The 15894-nt window shown below is 39.7% G+C and carries 16 protein-coding genes; 5 read left to right on the top strand and 11 right to left on the bottom strand.

Translation table 11 applies throughout. From position 1 onward, the window contains the following. Position 1: 1 nt before the first annotated feature. The 4 genes from G3I01_RS16535 to G3I01_RS16520 all read right to left on the bottom strand — a co-directional run bounded on the left by G3I01_RS16535 (position 2) and on the right by G3I01_RS16520 (position 6394). A complete protein-coding gene (locus G3I01_RS16535; RefSeq protein WP_219549776.1) occupies positions 2-817 on the bottom strand; it encodes an RNA methyltransferase in 816 nt (271 codons plus the stop codon). Positions 818-942: 125 nt separating this feature from the next. Then, complete coding sequence (locus G3I01_RS16530) at positions 943-2256, bottom strand: amidohydrolase family protein (protein ID WP_219549774.1); 1314 nt, start codon at positions 2254-2256, stop codon at positions 943-945. 13 nt (positions 2257-2269) lie between these two features. Further along, a complete protein-coding gene (locus G3I01_RS16525; RefSeq protein ID WP_219549772.1) occupies positions 2270-5236 on the bottom strand; it encodes an amidohydrolase family protein in 2967 nt (988 codons plus the stop codon). A gap of 84 nt (positions 5237-5320) precedes the next feature. Then, entirely contained in the window at positions 5321-6394 is a 1074-nt protein-coding gene (locus tag G3I01_RS16520) for a DUF3810 domain-containing protein (protein ID WP_219549770.1), read from the bottom strand. An 88-nt stretch (positions 6395-6482) separates the two neighbouring features. Between G3I01_RS16520 and G3I01_RS16515 the strand changes: the two genes are divergently transcribed. After that, positions 6483-7943, top strand: coding sequence for an aminoacyl-histidine dipeptidase (locus G3I01_RS16515; RefSeq protein ID WP_219549768.1), 1461 nt, complete (start codon positions 6483-6485; stop codon positions 7941-7943). Positions 7944-8015: 72 nt separating this feature from the next. Here G3I01_RS16515 and G3I01_RS16510 read toward each other — a convergent pair whose 3' ends face one another. From G3I01_RS16510 to G3I01_RS16500, 3 genes are read right to left on the bottom strand one after another with little or no spacing between them, the layout of a single operon-like run. Beyond that, entirely contained in the window at positions 8016-9146 is a 1131-nt protein-coding gene (locus tag G3I01_RS16510; protein WP_219549767.1) for a peptidylprolyl isomerase, read from the bottom strand. Positions 9147-9148: 2 nt separating this feature from the next. Next, positions 9149-9709: a gliding motility-associated peptidyl-prolyl isomerase GldI gene (gldI, locus tag G3I01_RS16505; protein ID WP_219549765.1), complete on the bottom strand. Its 561-nt coding sequence runs from the start codon at positions 9707-9709 to the stop codon at positions 9149-9151. Then, entirely contained in the window at positions 9706-10722 is a 1017-nt protein-coding gene (locus tag G3I01_RS16500) for a bifunctional oligoribonuclease/PAP phosphatase NrnA (RefSeq protein WP_219549763.1), read from the bottom strand. The genes gldI and G3I01_RS16500 overlap by 4 nt, the downstream gene beginning before the upstream one ends. A gap of 77 nt (positions 10723-10799) precedes the next feature. Here G3I01_RS16500 and G3I01_RS16495 point away from each other — a divergent pair, with 77 nt between their 5' ends. After that, the gene (locus tag G3I01_RS16495; RefSeq protein ID WP_219549761.1) at positions 10800-11816 is read left to right on the top strand and encodes an alkaline phosphatase D family protein; all 1017 of its coding nucleotides are present in this window, start codon (positions 10800-10802) and stop codon (positions 11814-11816) included. Positions 11817-11891: 75 nt separating this feature from the next. Beyond that, positions 11892-12311 (top strand): nucleoside-diphosphate kinase, encoded by a 420-nt coding sequence (locus tag G3I01_RS16490; protein ID WP_108172065.1) that lies wholly within the window; start codon positions 11892-11894, stop codon positions 12309-12311. Positions 12312-12368: 57 nt separating this feature from the next. On the opposite strand, the gene G3I01_RS16485 is transcribed toward G3I01_RS16490, so the two are convergent. From G3I01_RS16485 to recF, 4 genes are read right to left on the bottom strand one after another with little or no spacing between them, the layout of a single operon-like run. Continuing rightward, positions 12369-12602, bottom strand: coding sequence for a hypothetical protein (locus tag G3I01_RS16485; protein ID WP_219549760.1), 234 nt, complete (start codon positions 12600-12602; stop codon positions 12369-12371). Positions 12603-12614: 12 nt separating this feature from the next. Next, on the bottom strand, positions 12615-12914 hold the full coding sequence (locus G3I01_RS16480) for a DUF721 domain-containing protein (RefSeq protein ID WP_219549758.1): 300 nt from the start codon (positions 12912-12914) through the stop codon (positions 12615-12617). Beyond that, on the bottom strand, positions 12892-13332 hold the full coding sequence (locus G3I01_RS16475) for a lipocalin family protein (RefSeq protein ID WP_219549756.1): 441 nt from the start codon (positions 13330-13332) through the stop codon (positions 12892-12894). Before G3I01_RS16475 ends, G3I01_RS16480 begins: the two co-directional genes overlap by 23 nt. Next, on the bottom strand, positions 13329-14408 hold the full coding sequence (recF, locus tag G3I01_RS16470; RefSeq protein WP_219549754.1) for a DNA replication and repair protein RecF: 1080 nt from the start codon (positions 14406-14408) through the stop codon (positions 13329-13331). The genes G3I01_RS16475 and recF overlap by 4 nt, the downstream gene beginning before the upstream one ends. 147 nt (positions 14409-14555) lie before the next feature. Here recF and G3I01_RS16465 point away from each other — a divergent pair, with 147 nt between their 5' ends. Both G3I01_RS16465 and ribH read left to right on the top strand, forming a co-directional pair. Beyond that, positions 14556-15329, top strand: coding sequence for a tetratricopeptide repeat protein (locus G3I01_RS16465; RefSeq protein WP_219549752.1), 774 nt, complete (start codon positions 14556-14558; stop codon positions 15327-15329). 3 nt (positions 15330-15332) lie between these two features. Further along, a complete protein-coding gene (ribH, locus tag G3I01_RS16460) occupies positions 15333-15839 on the top strand; it encodes a 6,7-dimethyl-8-ribityllumazine synthase (protein ID WP_219549750.1) in 507 nt (168 codons plus the stop codon). Positions 15840-15894: the final 55 nt, after the last annotated feature.

Genomic DNA, 15894 nt, shown 5'->3' with positions numbered 1-15894 from the left:
TTTATTCGGGGTGCGTAATTCGTTGTCTTTTAGCTTCAAAAATTAAGATCCCAGCAGCAACAGAAACATTCATCGAATCTATTTCACCATGCATGGGAATGATGATATTCTGAGTTGAATTTTTCAACCAATCCTCACTCAATCCTGTAGCCTCGGTGCCCATCACAATGGCAGAAGCATTTTTAAAATCTATATCATGATACGGTTTTGAGGCCTGTAATGCAGCCGCATAGATCTGAATATTTTGCCGGTTCAGGAACTCGATAATTTCAGAGGTTGACCCTGTAGCGATCTTATTCGTGAAAATGCAACCTACACTGCTTCGTATGATATTAGGGTTATAAAGATCGGTCTTGGGATTAGCGATAATTACTGCATCTACGGCAGCCGCATCGGCAGTTCGTAAGATCGCACCGATATTTCCGGGTTTTTCAGGGGCTTCTGCGACCAGGATAAGAGGAGATGAATTTTCAAAATTCAAATCTTCCAAAGTGTGGTCTCTGGATTCAAAAACCGCGATCAAACCTTCAGTACTCCCGCGATAAGCTATTTTTTCATAAACCTCGTGGCTTATCTCGGTGATAGCGGCAGGTTTTTCAGTATTCGATTTTGAAATATCAAGCACCTCCTGAAAATCGACCAGTTCTGGAACAAAATAGAGGTGAAGGGGAGTGTAACCACCTTTGATTGCGAGGGATATTTCCCTTTGACCTTCAATTACGAAAGCACTTTCTTTTCTTCGGTTCCGGGACTTTTCCTGTAACTGAAGCAGCCATTTTATCTCCTTGTTCTGCGGGCTGGTGATCTGTTTTAGCATAGACGCAAAAATACGTAGATATTAGGCATAAAAAAAGTTGTCTGAAAACCGAAATAACGTCCTTCTGAAATTATTTCAGCTTTGACGTGTCCAGATTTCAGACAACTTTAAAATTTTTGAAAATGCTATTTGCTTTCCAGGTCTTTATATTTTTTGGAATAGCGTTTCCAAAGTTCTGTTTGATGAGTTTCCAGGCTCACTTCACGACCATCAATGAATGCATGCGAAAGAATATTTCCACGCATATCTAATGCATCTCCTTCAGAAATGAACAATGTAGCAGATTTTCCTTCTTCCAGGCTGCCATACATATCATCTATTCCCAGGATCTTCGCGGTATTCGATGTGACCAGTTTAAGGGCTTCCTCCTTATCCATTCCATAGGCCGCAACAGTGCCGGCATAAAAAGGTAAATTTCGGGAATTCATTCTTTCCATTTGCCCGCTACTTTCGATAGCTACCAGTACACCTTTTTCCTGAAGGAGATTAGCTAATTTATAGGGATAATCATAGTCTTCATAATCTTCTTCAGGAGTACTATGAGGTCTGGTTACCAGCACCGGGATATCATTCTTCTTTAAAGTTTCTGCAACGTCAGCAGTATAATATCCTCCCACTATCACTACGCTTTTTAGACCCTGCTCTTTTTTGAACTGAACTACGTCAAGTATCTCCTTTTCACCATCAACATGCACAAAGACTTTTTTATCTCCGTTAAAAACGGTTTCCATGGCAAGAAATGGAAGGTTTTTATAGTCTCTGCTTCCTTCAAGATAAGCCTTTGCTGAAACAAAAAAATCTGAAAGTTTTTGAACTTCTTTTTGATAATCTTTATTCGCCTTTAGGTCTGGATCTTCACCTCTCCACCAGCGACCTCTCTGGTAGGAATCTGGCCAGTTGATATGTAAACCGTCATTTTCCTTGACCACCGCATCTTCCCAATTCCATGCATCGAACTGGACGATAGATGAGGTTCCGGAAATCCTACCGCCGCGAGGTACGATCTGTCCAAGAAGAACACCATTAGGCCTCATGGATTCCACGATCTTACTTTCGGCATTATAGGCTATCAAACTTCGTATATTAGGTAGCATTTCTCCCATTTCGTCCTGGTCTACCGTCGCTTTTACTGCATCGATCTCTACCAGGCCCAGAGTGGAATTTGGCGCGATTATTCCGGGATAAACATGTTTTCCTTTGGCGTTTATGATCTTACCAGGATACTGTCTCTTAGTGAGATTAGCTGCGATAACCTCGGTTATTTTACCATTTTCAAGAATGATAAGGCTGTTTTCGATGATCTCGCCATTACCTAAATGAGCTGTTGCTCCAACGATCGTGATAGGTTCCGACTGTTTAGCAGCCGGAGTTTGTTGCGCAAATGTATTTCCTGAAATCATCAGGAGGGCGATTATTATATATGTATTGAATATTTTCATTTTTTTCAATTTTTTATTTAACCTCTTCCAATAGATCGCAATGAACTCTTTGCTTTTCTGGTTTGGTAACAGGCTGAGTTTTCACTCCGTTATTCTTAGCTTTCAGCATCTGGCCTATAAGCTCATTTCGCTCTCTTTTGATCTTTTCACGCAAATCTGAATCGCGATCGATATCAAAATAGAAAACACCTTCAACCATGGTTTTTTCAGGTTTCGCATAAATAGATAGAGGATGTTCGTTCCAAAGGACCAGGTCTGCCTGTTTTCCTGTTTTAATACTCCCCACTAAATTATCAACATGCAAAAGTTTTGCAGGGTTTATGGTTACCATCTTCCAGGCTTCCTCTTCGTTCATACCGCCATATTTAACGCTTTTTGCTGCTTCCTGGTTCAGTCTTCTACTCATTTCAGCATCGTCACTATTAATAGCCACGGTAAGACCAACTTCATTCATAATAGAGGCATTGTAAGGGATGGCATCATTCACCTCATATTTGTATGCCCACCAGTCTGAGAATGTTGAAGCTCCAACTCCGTGCTCCTTCATTTTATCGGCTACTTTGTAACCTTCAAGGATATGGGTAAAAGTATTAATGTTGAAACCGAATTCCTCAGCCACTTTCATCAGCATATTGATCTCGCTCTGTATGTAAGAGTGGGAAGTAACGAATCGCTCACCATTCATAATTTCAACGATGGTTTCCATTTCAAGGTCTTTTCTGAAATCTTCATCATTTTTACTGGTTTCGTAAGCTTTTGCCCGGCTGAAATAATCGGTAAATACCTGCTCTACACCCATACGTGTTTGCGGAAATCTTCCACCACTCCAGTTTGACTGCTTCACGTTTTCACCTAAAGCGAATTTGATGAAAGGTGGTGCCTGCTCAAAGATCATATCTTCGGCAGATTCACCCCATTTTAATTTTAAGATCGCTGAACGTCCTCCAATCGGGTTAGCTGAACCGTGCAATAATTGAATGGTGGTAACTCCACCGGCAAGGTTTCTATAGATGTTGATATCGGTAGGATCTACCACATCTTCCATAGTAACTTCAGCTGATGAATTATGTCCGGCTTCGTTAATAGCCGATGCGGCGATATGTGAGTGTTCATCTATGATACCTGCAGTTAGGTGCTTCCCTGTCGCATCAATTACTTTAGCGCCACCTGCATTAAGACCTTCTCCAACTTTTACGATTTCTCCATTTTTTACCAGCACATCTGTGTTTTCCAGTACTCCTTCATCTTCACTGGTCCAAACGGTAGCATTCTTGAAAAGTACATTTTCCTGTTTTGGCTTATCTGTGAACCCATAAGCTATATTTGGATAAGTGACGGGAACAACCTTATGGGCTTTTGCCTCTTTTTCCTTTTTATCTTCCTTGTCCTTTTCAGAATCCTCTTTAATAATAGCCTGGAAACTTGTTTGGTTTCCATTAGGAAGTATCGCTTTACCAGAGAATTGCTCTGTCTTAGACGGAATATTCGCGACCAGTCTTATATATTCAGTTTTGGTAGTATCTGGAGAAGACAGTAATAAATTCATCCAGTTGTCATTAAAACTGATTTTTGAACCTATTTTGGTTTCTCCTAACTTAACTTCAGTTTTAGGGCTGGATGGTTCTCCTGTAATTTTGAGATCATAGGTTTTACCGTCAACTTTCAGGTCGTAATTACCGGTGATATTGGTTACATCCATACTATTAAGCAATTTCTTTTCCCCCTGGATCCAGTTTTCATAAAGCGTGGTTTCTTTATTAAAATAATCCCCGGAGGTTATTAGGAAATTTGCCCATGCACCTTCTTTGATCACTCCAAGTTTGCCATCCTGGCCAATGGTTTTTGCAGGAACTGTGGTTAAGGCAGCTAATGCCGCTTCTTTAGGTAACCCGTATTCCACTGCTTTTAAAAGGTTTGTTTTAAAGTCCTTTTCGGCATCTATTGAATGAGCAGTTAATGTAAAAGGCACTTGTTTTTCTGCAAGCATCTTAAGATTTGCCGGTGCCTGGTTCCATTCCCGCATTTCTTTAAGGCTCAATTTATTTGCCAGGTATGGATCTTCAACATCAAAAGCATCCGGGAATTTTAAAGGGACAATATAAGTGGCGTTACTAGCTTTCACTTTATCAAGCCTTTGATATTCTTTCCCGCTTCCAACAATTACATATTGAATACCGAATTCATCCCCGATCTTATCGGCTCTAATTTCATTAAGAAGATTATCTGTTGCAAAGATCTGTACCAGATCCTTATTTTTATTAAGTGCTTCAAGGGCCAGATCCTTGTTTTTAGCATTTCCGTTGCCGTACCATTCGGCATCTAAATACGCCTGCCGAATCAAGGCCATACTTCCCATAATTGAGGTAGGGTAGGCCTGGCTGGATTGTACACTTTTATCAAAAGAAAGAAATTGGGAAGAACTTTCATCCAGAATTCTGTCACCTTCGGTCTCTTCAGGAGTTAGTGCGACGAGCATCCCAGTTCCCCTGATAATCCCATCAGGGACATGAGTATTCACCACTCCAAACCCAGCTTTCTGAAATTTCTCGGCTTCCTTTGTATCGAAATTGAAATTAGCAATCGCTTTGGTATCAGGTCTTATATGATCATTCCAGTAGTATCCTTCGCGGCCGGCATCATATTGCGGGGAATTTCCTTCCTTAGCTTTTTCAGGCTTTGGAATTCCAAAATCACTATAAAGATCTATGAAAGAAGGATAGACTTCTTTGCCTTCAAGATCTATGACAATGCTATTCTTAGGAACGTTGATAGATTTCCCAACAGCGGTAATCTTTCCTTCCTTGATTGCGAACATACCATTATCGATCACATTTTGAGGATCTATATGGATCTTCGCATTTTTAAAAACGGTGTAATTGGTGTTTCGGGTCTTTACACCATCATTCTTAGGGAAGTATTCCTGGGCCTGCATGGTGAATGCAGCTAGGAATAGCCCTAAAAAGAGTAATTTTAATTTCATAAAATTTAGTGGATTAAGTATAAAATAGATTGGTCAAAAATTTAAGAGGCTTAAAGTAATAAAATTTAGAGAATTCTTAAGCTATTATAAGGCATTACGCGTATCATCGAAATAATTTACCAGTAAGGCGACCACATAACTATAACTCTTCATCCCATCTGATTGATTATTTACGATAAGATACCGATTGTAAGTAGCCTTGAAAATTGGTTCAAAAGGATTTTGATGTTTTAACCAGAACTCATCTACCTCACGATAATTCTTGATAATACCCGGATTTATTCCGCAAATCAATTCCTCGGCTTTTGTAGGATCCCTGCGATAAAGCTCACTCAGGCAATAGCTAAGAGCGAAGGTATATCCCGAATACCTGAAATACTTATTAGGATGGTTCATGGTAACCAGGCAGGCAATAAAATTAGCTTCGTTTTCCTTGGCGAATCCGAGCTGGTGCCCAACTTCATGACTCGCTGTGGTTGGAATCTTATATGGCAGGATCACGGTATTTACCTGAGCTTCATTGGTAAGCGGATTCAGGTATCCATTGAAACCCATATACGTTAGAGGCAGGCTGTAAATAGATCTTTTCAGTGCCTCTCCATTATACGTTAGTTCTGGGAAATCCTTCTGAATATGGTCGTAACCTTCCAGGGTAATATCGAAAAGTTCCTTTTTGGTGAAATCATATTCTACTTTTACAGAATCATTTTGAACCAGTTCCAAATGAAGTTTATTCGATCTATCAATAAGGGTTTCCGTTAGGCTGATTAGTTTTTCGGTGGTATAATCGCTTTCTATTTCCAGGCTTTTGTGTAGTGGAAGTCTATAATAATTGAAACCCCAGAATAGGTGGAAGCAAAAGTAAATAACAGAAAGAGTGGCCAGGGTGTCTGGTATCCAGATTTTCGGATTTCTGAATTTTTGCGAAATACGCCTTACCAGCCATGAAATAGCCAGAAGGATAAAAATAGCATAAAGCAAATCCCCCAGGGAGAATGGCACAATGCCAAGGCTGTAACGCATTACTTTTGAAATTACCGGATACATTCCGTTCGAGTAATATTCCTCGACAAAATTAGAATGATCAGATAAAAACCTGATAGCAATGATCTGTACCGGAAAAAGGATGGCGAGTAGTAGTACTGATTTTCTCTTCACAGCTAAAAAATACAAATATTAGGAAGGCCTCAAATTTTAGAAATCGGTAATTTCGAATACCTTTGTGAAGATACCAAAAATTAGATCAATGAATGAAGAAATAAGAGAGCTGGAACCCAAAGTCTTATGGAATAAATTCGCAGACTTGAATTCCGTTCCCAGGCCATCCAAAAAGGAAGAAAGAGTAATAGAATTCATAAAAAATTTCGGAAATAATCTAAATCTTAAAACTGAGGTGGATAGCGTTGGGAATGTGGTTATCTACAAACCTGCCACCAAAGGGATGGAGAACCGTAAAAAGATCGTATTACAGGCTCACCTGGATATGGTTCATCAAAAGAATAACGACACAGATTTCGATTTTGATTCCCAGGGTATAGATATGTATGTTGATGGAGATTGGGTACGCGCGAAGGGAACAACCCTTGGAGCCGATAACGGTCTTGGAGTAGCTACTATGATGGCGATCCTGGAAAGTGATTCTATCGAGCACCCTGCTATCGAAGCTCTTTTTACTATAGATGAAGAAACGGGAATGACCGGAGCCAAAGGCTTAAGTCCGGAACTTCTGGAAGGTGATATACTTCTGAATCTTGATACTGAAGAAGATGATGAGATTGGTATTGGCTGTGCCGGTGGTGTGGATATCACGGCTACAAAAAAATACAATGAGGAAAAAATGCCTGATAGTTACAGGAGTTTTTCCGTAAAGGTTAAAGGTCTTCAAGGAGGACATTCCGGTATGGATATCATCAAAGGTCTTGGAAATGCCAATAAGATGATGAACCGTTTACTGGTAAATACCTCTGAGGATCTAAAGCTTAGAATTTCAGAAATTAATGGAGGTGGTCTAAGAAATGCCATTCCAAGGGAAAGCGAGGCGATCATTGCCGTTCCCGATACTGAAGTGGAAAGCTTTAAAACAGAGATCGAATCCCGTGCGGCAGACCTAAAATCTGAATATGCCTCTCTTGAGCCAAACCTGGCGATCGAGGTACAAATGGTTACTTCTCAAAATTCTGTTATGGACCTGAAGTCTCAGCGTGAAGTTTTACTGGCTTTAGCGGGCGCTCATAATGGAGTTTACAGGATGAGTCCTGAGATAGAAGGCCTTGTGGAAACCTCGAATAATGTGGCCAATGTTACCCTTAGGGATGGGGAGGTTCATATTAAATGCCTTACCAGGAGTTCGGTTGAATCTTCTAAGAATGACCTGGCATCATCGCTTAAAGCGGTATTTGAACTGGCAGGCTTTGATGTAAAGCTTTCTGGTGAATATCCTGGATGGGCACCAAACAGTGATTCAGCTATATTGAAAACCCTGGATGAGATCTACCAGAAGATGAATGGCGAAAAAGCAGATATTGCTGCTTGCCATGCAGGACTTGAATGCGGAATTATTGGAAGTCACTACCCGAATATGGATATGATCTCCTTTGGACCAACGATAAGGGGGGCGCATTCTCCAGATGAAAGAGCGAGTATTAGTTCAGCTCAAAAATACTGGAAGTTCTTACTGGAAGTATTAAAGAACATTCCTGAGAATTAGAATTCAGAATTCGAAAAATAAAAAGCCCTTAAGAAATTTCTTAAGGGCTTTTTTATATTCAGGAGGAACGTCTTATTTAGCGTCGTTTGCCATTTCTACTAGTTCTATTCTGAAAATAAGGTCTGTATTTGGAGGAATAACTCCACCGGCTCCTCTTTCTCCGTATCCAAGCGCGCTTGGTATCCAGATCACAGCTTCATCGCCAATGCTCATTTGCTGTATCCCTTCTTTAAATCCTGGGATCATTGGAGCGTCTGGTCCATAAACCATCGCCATAGGACCGTATCCATTTTGAGCAGCTCTTTGCTCATTATAGATATCCATTTCTCTGGCAACTTCTTCTTTATTGGTGTCGAAGATAGTTCCATCAGCGAAATATCCTTCGTAATTAACTTTTACTTTCTGCCCGTTCTTAGGTTTTTCACCATCGGCCTTATTTTCGAAATAAATTTTCACTCCGCTATCTAAAGAATCAGCTTTGGCTTCAAGAGCTTCAAATTCTGAAGCTTTTTCTGCAGCCATTTCCTGCATTCTTTTAGCTTCTGCTTCTTTTTCAGCTTCAACATTTGCTAATTCAGATTCAAAAACTTTTGGAGCGTCGAAATCTTTTGCGGCACTTCCTTTACGAATGATATTAACCTCGTTCATTACGACATCTTTTAAAGGCTTGTCACGAGGTCCGGTTTCAACTTTCCCGATAGAATCTACAACGTCCTGACCTTTAACGATCTTTCCGAATACGGTATGTCTCCCATCCAGTTGTTGTACCGGTGCAAGAGTGATAAAGAACTGGCTTCCGTTTGTTCCTGGACCTGCATTGGCCATAGAAAGAACACCTTTTGAATCGTGGCTTAAACTGTCTACGAACTCATCAGGGTATTTGTAACCAGGACCACCGCTTCCGGTTCCTGTTGGGTCACCACCCTGGATCATGAATCCATCGATAATACGGTGAAATACTAATCCGTCATAATATTTTTTTCCTTTGTAAGTACTGTCAGCCATTTTACTGGTCCCTTCTGCAAGAGAAACAAAATTGGCTACGGTCATGGGAGTTTCTTCAAAATATAATTCAGCAACTATTGGTCCCATAGAAGTGTTGAATTCGGCATACATACCGTCTTCTAATTCTGGATACTCCTCATTGCAAGCGAATAAGGAAAGTGCTACTGTTAATAGTAAAAAAATGCTTTTTGTTTTCATTCTTAATTGTTGGTTTCTGGTTCAGATTCTTCTTTTATTTCATGCAAAGTCACCTTTGCGGTAATTGGCACATTACTGCCTATTTTCTCTTTATCGCCGTAATAACCGAAAGCTTTATGAGAAGGAAAAAGAAATGTGACAGTTTCTCCTTCTTTCATCAATTTTAATCCCTGTCTTAAACCTGTAAAGAGCTTCTCTTTATCCATGGAATACTCTCTGGTTGGTTTATCGCCTTCGGCATAAATAGCTTCTCCTTCTATAGTCGAAATGGTATAATCAAAAACGACCACATCGCCGAATTCCGGAGTCCTGGTATTTGTGCTATCGGTTGATTTATTATTGTAGTAATACCAGAAACCATCTGCCGAGGAGAGGTATTCGGTATCTGCATTTTCACCCATCACCTGTTTAATATAATCCTCTTCCTTGGCGATCATCTCCTTGTTCCTTTCTACCGATTCATCGATATAAGAACCGGAATTTTGAGAAACAGGATATCTCGCCTCTGGGGATTTACATCCGGCAACAGACAGGATCAATAATAATAGAATTAAAATTCTCATTTGTTCAGTTGTTCAGAATATTCTGGTAAGATCTCGTTGAATTTTACAATAGTATCATTCAGCGATAGATTGCTTTTTCCGCCGGCAGCATTAATGTGGCCACCACCTTCAAAGTGCGCACGGGCAAATTTATTCACGTCGAAATCTCCTTTAGACCTAAAAGACATTTTAATAAGGTCTTCGTTCGCTTTCTCTATGAAAATTACTGCGAAAATTATTCCATCAAGGGAAAGACCGTAATTCACAAATCCTTCAGTATCTCCTTTTTGAAAATTATGACGGTCCAGTTCTTCCTGGGACAGGCTTATATAGGCCGTTCTCAGTTCTTTATTTACTTTTAGGTTCTGCAGGGCAGTGCCTAATAACTGTAATTTATTTTCAGAATTGGTATCGAAAATATTATTGTGGATCTGGTCGTTCTTAGCTCCTTTTTCAATAAGATCTGCGATGGCTCTGTGAGTCTCGCTGGAAGTGGAGCTGAAACGGAAAGAACCTGTGTCGGTCATAATTCCGGCATAAAGACAGGTAGCGATTTCCGGAGTGATCTTCTTGTTTGCTCTTAGCTTATCAATGAATTTATATACCATTTCACAGGTTGAGCTCATCTTTGAATCACTATAAGTGTAGTGTGCATAATCTGAAGGCTCCTGGTGATGATCTATCATCACAAAAACAGCGTCTGAAGCGAGCAATGAATCCTGCATAGTACCACACCTGGAAAGATGATTGAAATCCAGGGTGAAAACGATCTCGGCTTCCTCAATGAGTTTGTCGGCTTTTTCCTTTTCAGATTCATAGATGATCACCTCTTCATTCCCTGGTAACCATTTAAGGAAATGCGGATAATCATTAGGAGCGATAACGGTCGCTTTATGACCCTTATCCCTTAAAAAATGCATGAGCCCAAGTGTAGAGCCCATCGCGTCTCCGTCTGGGCCTTTATGGGGTACAATCACTATATTTTCTGCTTTGGCCAGTTCAGCCGTGATCTCCAGTATTCTTGTGTCTATCATAATCGGGGCTAAATATACAATTTAATAATACTTCAGAAATAATGCATCCTTTAAATTTGTAATACAAAAATGAACTCATGAAGATAGTATTTAAGCTTTTTCCAATATTCCTGTTCTTACTTTCCTGCGCAAGTTCTTCCAGCGTCGATTCTGAAAATGAAGCCGATTTTGTGTTCGCTTTTGGAAGTTGTAACCGTGAAGATTCGCCGCAGCCTTTATGGAGTGCTATTCTTAAGAATGACCCCGATGTATTTTTATGGGGAGGCGACAATATATACAGCGATACTGATAATGTCGAAAAAATGAAAGGGGAATACTCATTGCAAAAGCAAAATAAGAATTATCAAAAAGTGTTGAATCAAACTACCGTTCTGGCCACGTGGGATGATCATGATTATGGGCTGAATGACGGCGGAAAGGAATGGCATTTTAAAGAGGAGAGTCAGCAATTATTTCTGGATTTTATGGATGTCCCGGCCAACAGTAAAAGAAGAAACAGGGAAGGAGTTTATCACGCTGAAGAATTTGAAACACCAAAGGGAAGCATAAAAGTGATCCTGCTGGATACCCGGTATTTTAGAGATGAGTTGAAGAAAAGTAATGATCCTAACAGGCGATATGAACCTTCTGAAGGGACGATCCTGGGAGAACAGCAATGGGCGTGGCTGGAAGCGGAGCTTAATAATAGTGAAGCCGATTTCAATGTTATTCTGTCAAGTATACAGATCCTTTCAGAAGAGCATGGATTCGAAAAATGGGCAAATTTCCCTTCTGAAGTTGAAAAATTGAAAGAATTACTGGTCTCTTCCGAAGCCAGAAATGTCATCCTCCTGAGTGGAGATCGCCATATTTCAGAGTTTTCAAAAACCAATGTAGACGGACTGGATTATCCCCTGGTTGATTTCACCTCGAGCGGACTTACCCATACCTATGAAGATTTTGACGGTGAGCCTAACAGGTATAGGGTAGGAGAGGTAGTGAAGTATAAAAGTTTTGGGTTGTTGAAATTCGATTTCAGTAAAAAGAAAGTACGGATGGAAATGAGGGGTGAAAACAATAAACTGCAGCAGGATTATCTGGTTGAATTTCAGTAGGTGAACATAAAAGCTTAAAGGGCTTGTATATGGAAAGGAATTATTTATTTTTGCACGGAATTTAAAAACCATACAATGGCAGATAATAGAACATTCACCATGATTAAGCCAGATGCAGTAGAGAACGGGCATATTGGTGGAATATTAGACCAGATCACAGCTTCAGGATTTAGAATCGTAGCGATGAAGCTTACTCAAATGACTCAGAGAGATGCTGAAACTTTTTATGCGATCCATAAAGAGCGTCCTTTTTTCGGAGAATTAGTTGAATTTATGACTCGTGGTCCTATCGTTGCAGCTATTCTTGAAAAAGACAATGCAGTAGAAGATTTCAGAACTCTTATTGGAGCAACAAATCCAGAAGAGGCTGCTGAAGGAACTATCAGAAAGAAATACGCGAAGAGCATTGGAGAAAATGCCGTTCACGGAAGTGATAGCGATGAGAATGCACAAATAGAAGGTGCTTTCCATTTTGCAGGAAGAGAGATGTTCTAAGAGAACAATTTCAATAAATTAAAAAACCGGACTTTTTGGGTCCGGTTTTTTTTATGTCTATTTAATAAGAGGTTCTTTTTTGAATAACCATTTCAATTGCAGCCTGGTGCCATCTTCAGTTTTTACTTTTTGTAACCTTGGGCAAAGGATAATTGTAAAAACTCCGGATCCTATTAGTTTATAAAGGTGGTCCATTTCTGGAAAAATCAGATCCAGAATGTACTGGCTTCCTGCGAAAAGAATAAAGAAAGCAAAAAAGTATATCAGGAATAATTTTAACGTGTGATTCATTTTAAAAACTTTTTATCTCAGTACCAGTTTTGAAATGATCTCCTGACCCATTTCTTCGTTGAGGTTTCTAATGATCTTCTCTTTTCCGTAACTTAATTCTTCTCTTAGTACAGAAGAACTGAGTTGAACAAATAGTGTATCGTTCTTTAATTTTATAGCGGTGGTGTATTTCTCGATCGCCGGGCCCATCTGGCTGTTCCATACATCTCTTATCTTTACCTGGTTTAATCCTTTATCCAGTTTATTTTCATCTACGAAACTCTTGAGCAGGTCACCGAGCTTCATTTCTTCATTCTTGCGTCTCTTCTTCATCTTGGCTTAGTAAAGGTTTATATCGTTGGTAGTAGTATTTTTTATTATCCCTGTTTTTTACAACCAGCTCTTCTTCATCTGCTTCAAGTACTTCTTCTTTCCATTCATCAAAAGGAGTGGAATAATAAAGCATTAGCGCATTATCCTCGATCCTGGCTGTTATTTTTTCTGCATCATTTGAGGCTTTAATAAAGCCACCATCGATCTTTGGTTTTAGTTTTTTTCTGAAACCAACAGAGTCATTGATCTCAATATAATCTATAAACGGACTTAGACTATATTCAATGACAGAATCTTTTTCGATTTCTACTTTTTCGATCTGCCAGTATCCGTTGAGGTGTTTTATCTGTTCCTCTGGATCCTGTTGAGAGCAGGCTGCAACGGCGATAATGGATAAGATTAAGATGAGTTTTTTCAAAGCTTGAAAATTTTATAAGATTGGTTGCTGGATTTTACAACTTTTTCAGTTCTGTCGGCATGGGTGTCACTCAGGAATATCTGTCCTAATTCGTTGGTCGCCACCAAAGCCACAATATGGGCCACGCGGTTTTCGTCCAGTTTATCAAAAATATCATCCAGCAATAATATCGGGTTCACTTTGCTTATTTCCTTGATAAAATCGAATTGTGCCAGTTTTAATGCGATCAAGAATGATTTTTGCTGTCCCTGGGAACCGAATTTTTTAATAGGGTGACCGGCAATCTCAAAACTCAGGTCATCCTTATGCGTGCCTACAGAAGTATATTGCAGGGCCATATCTTTCTGCAGGTTCTCTTCTAACAGGTTGGAAAGTGAATTGTCAAAAAGCTGACTCTTATAAATGATCTGAACTTCCTCCTTATTATTTGTAATATCGGCATATCGCTTGTTGAATATAGGGATGAACTCTTTCAGAAATTCTTTTCTCTTTTCAAACAGATCCCGTCCAAGGCTGCTTAACTGCAGGTTGTAAACTTCTAAAGTATCCCTTTCAAAAGTATTATTGGCAGCAAAATATTTTAAGAGGGAATTACGCTGTGAAGTGAGTTTGGTATATTGTAATAGCTTATTCAGGTATACCTGGTCGCTTTGTGAGATCACTCCATCCATGAACTTTCTTCGCGTTTCAGAACCTTCAATAATAAGGTCCCGGTCTGCGGGGGAAATTATAACGGTGGGGATAAACCCGATATGGTCGCTAACTTTATCGTAAGCCTTATTATTCCGCTTTATGATCTTTTTTTGTCCCTTTTTTGCGCTCGCCAGGATCTTTTCAGATTTATCATTCTTCTCGAATTCACCTTCAATGACAAAAAAGTCTGAATCATGATTTATATTCTGTGAGGTGATGGGATTGAAATAACTTTTACCGAAGGAGAGATGATAGATGCTGTCCAGAACGTTCGTTTTACCCACCCCGTTATTTCCAACCAGGCAGTTGATCTTTTCATCGAATTCAAATTCAGCCGTCTTAAGATTCTTATAATTAAGCAGGCTAAGATTTTTTAAATGCATAAATCGCTGTATTTCAGCCGGAATTGATAAAAAAGGTTTATATGAAATTGAGTTCCAAAAGGACCCGAAATTATTCAAAAAATACAAATAATTTATCTTTTAATTTTCACAAAAAATTCTATTTTTGCCACGCATTAACAAATTTTTATGGCAACGTATAAGAAAAGAGGATACAAGCCTTCCAATAAGGAGGAAAGAGAACAAGTAGCAGAACAGGAATCTACCACTGCAGAGGTTTTTAATACTTTAGACGAAGGAGCGAGTAGAACTGAAACATGGGTAGCCGATAATCAAAAATATATCTACATCATCGTTGGTGTGGCTATAGTTGCTGTCTTAGGATATTTGGGATATAACCGTTTTGTATTAGAGCCGAAACAAAATGAGGCGGCTAATGAAATGTCCCAGGCTCAGGATTATATGGCTTCTGCTTTAAGAGCCAATGGAGCACAAAGTGACTCTTTGTATAATCTTGCGTTGAACGGGGGAGAAGGTAAGTACGGATTTTTAGATATTATTGATAATTACGGAGGAACAGATGCGGCAAACTTGGCACATTACAATGCTGGTTTCGCATACCTTAGAACCGGAAAGTATCAGGAAGCTATCGAGCAGTTAGAAGGATTCGAAAGTGATGATGAGATCTTTGCTGCTTTGGCGACTGGCGGTATTGGTGATGCTTTTGCACAGTTAGAGCAACCAGAAGAAGCTTTAAATTACTATGAGAAAGCTGCTGAAATGAGATCAAACTCATTCACTACTCCAAGATTTTTATTAAAAGCTGCGATCACTGCCATTAAGATTGGCGATGCAGATGCTGCTGAAGGTTATCTTCTAGAGATCGAAGATGAGTATCCTGAAGCTCCAGAGGCAGATAAGGTGCCAATTTACCTTGGGCAGGCCCGCGCTATGAAAAATTAAAATATGGCTACAGAAGGTAATAACCTTTCACAATACGATAAAGACACGATCCCAAACGCGAAAGATTTTCGGTTTGGGATCGTTGTTTCTGAGTGGAATGACGAGATCACAGAAGGACTTTTTCAGGGTGCCTTCGATGCGTTTATGGAGAACAACGTAAAAAAAGAGAACATCGTTAGGTGGAATGTTCCCGGAAGCTTTGAATTGATCTACGGCTGTAAGAAGCTTCAGGAAAGTTTTGAAATGCTTGATGCTATTATTGCGGTAGGAAGTGTGATCCAGGGAGAGACCAAACATTTTGACTTTGTATGTGACGGTGTGACCCAGGGAATAAAAGACCTGAATGTCAAGGGTGATATCCCGGTGATCTTTTGTGTGCTTACAGATAATAATATCGAACAATCCCGTGCCCGTAGTGGTGGGAAGCATGGTAATAAAGGAACCGAAGCGGCTATCGCTGCCATTAAAATGGCCCAGTTAAGAAAAGACGCTAAATTCTACAAGGGTTAAAATTCAGTCTTTTAGGTCTTCAAAACGGCATTGTTATTGCTTCCTTTAATAATAC

The sequence above is a fragment of the Gramella sp. MT6 genome, assembly GCF_019357415.1.
Classification (GTDB): Bacteria; Bacteroidota; Bacteroidia; order Flavobacteriales; family Flavobacteriaceae; genus Christiangramia.
The sequence above is the reverse complement of the archived record's forward strand: the minus strand, read 5'-3'. Positions and strand labels throughout refer to the sequence as shown.